Below are 3,537 nucleotides of genomic sequence, written 5' to 3'. Positions count from 1 at the left end.
GCCGCTTCGAACAGCTTCGCCCGGGCCACCTCCTCGGCCGCCCTGGCGTCCGCGTTCAGCTTGGCCTGGGTGTCGGCCTTCACCGCCGCGGCGAGCTGGTCCTCCTTGGCGGCCAGCGCGGACTTGGCGACCCTGATGTCGTGCAGGGCGCCGGTCGCGGCCTTGTCCGCCCCCGCCGCCGACGTGTCGGCCACCTTCGGAGCGGTGGTGGCCGGCGGCTCGCCGCCCTCCACGCCCTTGGCGCTCACCCCGCCGGAGCGCACTGTGTCGCCGACCGCCCGGGCCTGCGCGCCGACCGCGTTCGCCGCGACCTCGCCGGCCCCGTGGGCCGGGACGTTCGACCCCTGCGTGCCCGTCACATCCGTCAGGCGCGCGTCGTCGGCCGGCTTCACCACCAGGTCCGACGGAATCGACCCGTGCGTGCCGCTGCCGAGGGGCCCGCCGCCCTCGGAGGACAGCGACGTGCGCGGCGGCGACGACAGATCGACCTTGGGGCCGGCGCCCGGCAGCGGCTCGCCGCCGCCCGTCTTCGTCACGGGCGGCGGCTGCATGGCCCGGACCTGTCCGGCCAGGCCCTGCGCCTGCGCGCCGATCGCCCGCGCCGCCACCTCCTGCGACGGATGGGGCATCGGGGATCGTCCGGTGGACTTCGCACCGAAGCCGTTGGGCGTCGGGTCGAGATTGGTGCCGCCGCGTGCGTCCGAGGTGCGGACCGGGGGCGATGTGACGATCTTGTCCGGGCCGGTGAGCGGGTTGGTGATCGGGGTCTTGTCGCCGCCGGACAACGGATTCCGTACACCGTTCGCATCCGGTCCCGGGGTGGGATCCGGCTTCGCTACGACCGGATCCGGCTTCGGCTGCGGACCCGGCTCGGTCCTGGTCCGGGGCGGGTTGACGTCGTTCAGGTTCACCTTCTGCCCGGTCGGCTTCGGCGCCGGGGTCGGCCTCGGGGTCGGGGTCGGCGCCGGCGTGGGATCGGTGATCGCCTTGTTCAGGGCAGGACCGGAGTTGACGGTGGCCTTCGGCCCGCCGGTCGAGCTGTCGGTGACGACGGAGTGCGAGTCGTCGGTACGGACGACCGAGGAGTTGCTGCTCAGCGTCTTCGAGTTGACGACGGTCTTTCCGCTGTTGGTGATCAGCGTGTTCGGGGCCACGATGTCGGAGGTGACCTTGGGGCCGTTCCGCGCCCCGGCGGTGATGTTGCCGCCGAAGCCGCCGGTGACACTGACGTTGGGCGCGCCCTTGGCCATGGGGTCGGGCTTCGGGATGTTGAGCGGTCCGTCGGACGGCTTGACCTTGTTGATGAGGCCCTTGGCGCCGAAGATCCCGATCGCGGTGATGGGCGCCAGGATCAGGCCCATCTCGATGAACTCGGCCCAGCCTTCGGCCGTCGTGGGGACCGGGCTCCAGTGTTTCCAGTCGGTGGTGAGTCCGGCGGCCGCGTTTCCGCCCAGCGTGCTGAGGGCGCTGATCGAGGTGAACTCGATGCCGAATTTGCTGATGTTCAAGGCGAGCGAGGCGATCGTCGAGGTCCAGGGGTACGCGGCCCCGGCGGCGGAGGTGGCCTCGCTGGCCCAGGTGCTGATCTTGGTGGCGAAACCCGCCAGGGTCGCGACCGCTTCGCCGACCATCCCGCCGATCTCGATGAGGGAGGAGACAAGCCTCCCGATGAGACTGGCGATGAGCCCGAAGATCTCGCTGGCGAGCCCGGCGAGAATGGACAGGCCGAGTCCCAGGAGCGTCGCGATGAGGGCGGCCAACTCCTCCTTGGCCTCGGTCTTCTGCTGCTGACTGCGCAACAGGGCGAAGTAGTTGATGGCCTCGCCCATGTCCCAGCTGTCCAGGCACACCTGGATGATGTTCGGCTGGAGCCCGTAGTTCCCGATCGCGTCGGACCCGTCCGACTGGTTGAAGAACGCGACGGTCATCGCCGTCGCCGCGGTGCCCATCCACGCCCCGTTGATCAGATTGAACTGGGCGTTCTCCATTGCCTGATACTGCTCGTAGAGCTGGTCGCCGAAGGTGATCCAGGCGTTGCCCAGTTCAATGACCGGATTCGGGTCCCACGGGACGGCGTCGCGATAGCCCGAGCTCACGAGACGTCGCCGCCGTAGGCCGGCGCGGGGGCGGAAGCAGTGTCGGACATCTGAACCAGGCCTCAGAAGGTCTCGTTGATCGACGTGGTGTGGTAGTTCTTCTCGGGAATTCCGTACGGGTCGTCCACCGGAGTCCCGCCGTCGCCACCGGTGCCCGCGGTGAGGGTCTTCTCGAACTGGTCGAACATATTGGCCACGTTCTGCTCGCACTCGTTGTAGTTCTCAACCGCCTGTGCGAGCCCGCTGGTCAGGATGTTGAGAATCCCGATGGCCGGGTCCATCTGGGTGCCGTAGAGGTCCGTCACCGCCTTGTACCAGCGTGAGTTGAAATCGTTCATCACCGTGGCCGAGTCACCGGTCCAGGTGAGCTTGAGGGAATTCAACCGGGTCATGATGTCGCCGATGTCGGTGTTGATCTCCCCGACGGCCGTCGACAGCGTGGTCAGGATGGAACTCATCCCCCCGGGATCCACCCGGAGCGTGACCGAGTTGTAATTGTCGGGAAGCGCGGTGCCCGCCATGTCTTGTTTACCCCCAGCCTATTTTCCGGCAGCATTGTTCGCGGTGTTCTTCTCTTCGGCCTGCTGATAGTTGTCGTGCGTCATCTGCATGCGGTCGGTGGTGTCGCCCAGCAGTGTCTGCAGCTGTTGCATGGCGGAGTTGACCCGGGTGGCCACATCGGTGAAGGTCTGACCGGCCGGCGTGGCCCAGATCTCCTCGAGGGTCGAGTACTGCGTGGTGATCGTGCTGATCTGGTCGGCGATCGTGTCGGCCTTCCCCTGCACGAAGGTGATGGCGTCCGCGAGTTCCTTCAGGTCGTTGGTCCATGACGCCGGAGTCATGAAGGTCTGGCCGTCGGCCAGCGCGATCGATCCGTCGGACTGGAGGGTGCCGGACTCGATCCCGGAGTCGGTGAGGACGTAGACCTGGCCGCCGGTGGAGGTGAAGACCCCGGTGGTCGTGTCCAGCGTGCCGGTCACCACGGTGCCGTCCGCCAGCACGATGGTCTTGCCGTCGGCGGAGTAGAAGTCGGGGCCGTCGTTGTAGCCGTAGATCACCGTCCCGTTCGGGAGGGTGTGGGTCGTACCGTCCTTCAGGAAGTTGCCGTCCGGCGTACTGATGCCGTGTTCGACGGTTCCCGAGGAGTCGATGTAGATCGTGCCGTCCTGGGAGATCCACCCGTTGTCGGTGGTGTCGCCGCCCCAGTACGTGGTGCCGTCGATGACCCGCGGAGTCAGGAAGTGCCCGTCGTCGGTGGTCTTCCCGTGCTCGACCACACCGGACGGCGTCACGAAGGTCTTGCCGTCCTCGGACAGGAAGCCCCCGCCCTCGGTCATCGACCCGTACATCAGCACGCCGTCGACCAGCTGGGTCGCGCCGTTGGCCAGGAATTTCCCGTCCGGCGCCGTCAGACCGTGCACGACCTTCCCGGTGGAGTCGA

Annotated in this window: 2 protein-coding genes and 1 pseudogene; all 3 read right to left on the bottom strand. The window is 67.7% G+C overall.

Annotated features, from left to right (window positions below):
* A pseudogene (locus GA0115240_RS24635) lies at positions 1-2,096 on the bottom strand (hypothetical protein); the annotation flags it as partial.
* A gap of 62 nt (positions 2,097-2,158) precedes the next feature.
* The gene (locus GA0115240_RS24630; RefSeq protein WP_141708951.1) at positions 2,159-2,554 is read right to left on the bottom strand and encodes a WXG100 family type VII secretion target; all 396 of its coding nucleotides are present in this window, start codon (positions 2,552-2,554) and stop codon (positions 2,159-2,161) included.
* A gap of 81 nt (positions 2,555-2,635) precedes the next feature.
* Positions 2,636-3,537 (bottom strand): WXG100 family type VII secretion target (locus GA0115240_RS24625; protein ID WP_093739752.1); only part of this gene is annotated, 902 nt, incomplete at its 5' end.

The organism is Streptomyces sp. DvalAA-14 (assembly GCF_900091855.1).
In the GTDB taxonomy this organism is placed as follows: domain Bacteria; phylum Actinomycetota; class Actinomycetes; order Streptomycetales; family Streptomycetaceae; genus Actinacidiphila.
Note: the sequence above shows the minus strand (reverse complement) of the source record. Positions and strands in the feature narration are given on the sequence as shown.

Excerpts from the sequence above, each read along its gene's own strand:
- GA0115240_RS24630 (WP_141708951.1), bottom strand. The coding sequence starts at position 2,554 with ATGAGTTCCATCCTGACCACGCTGTCGACGGCCGTCGGGGAGATCAAC.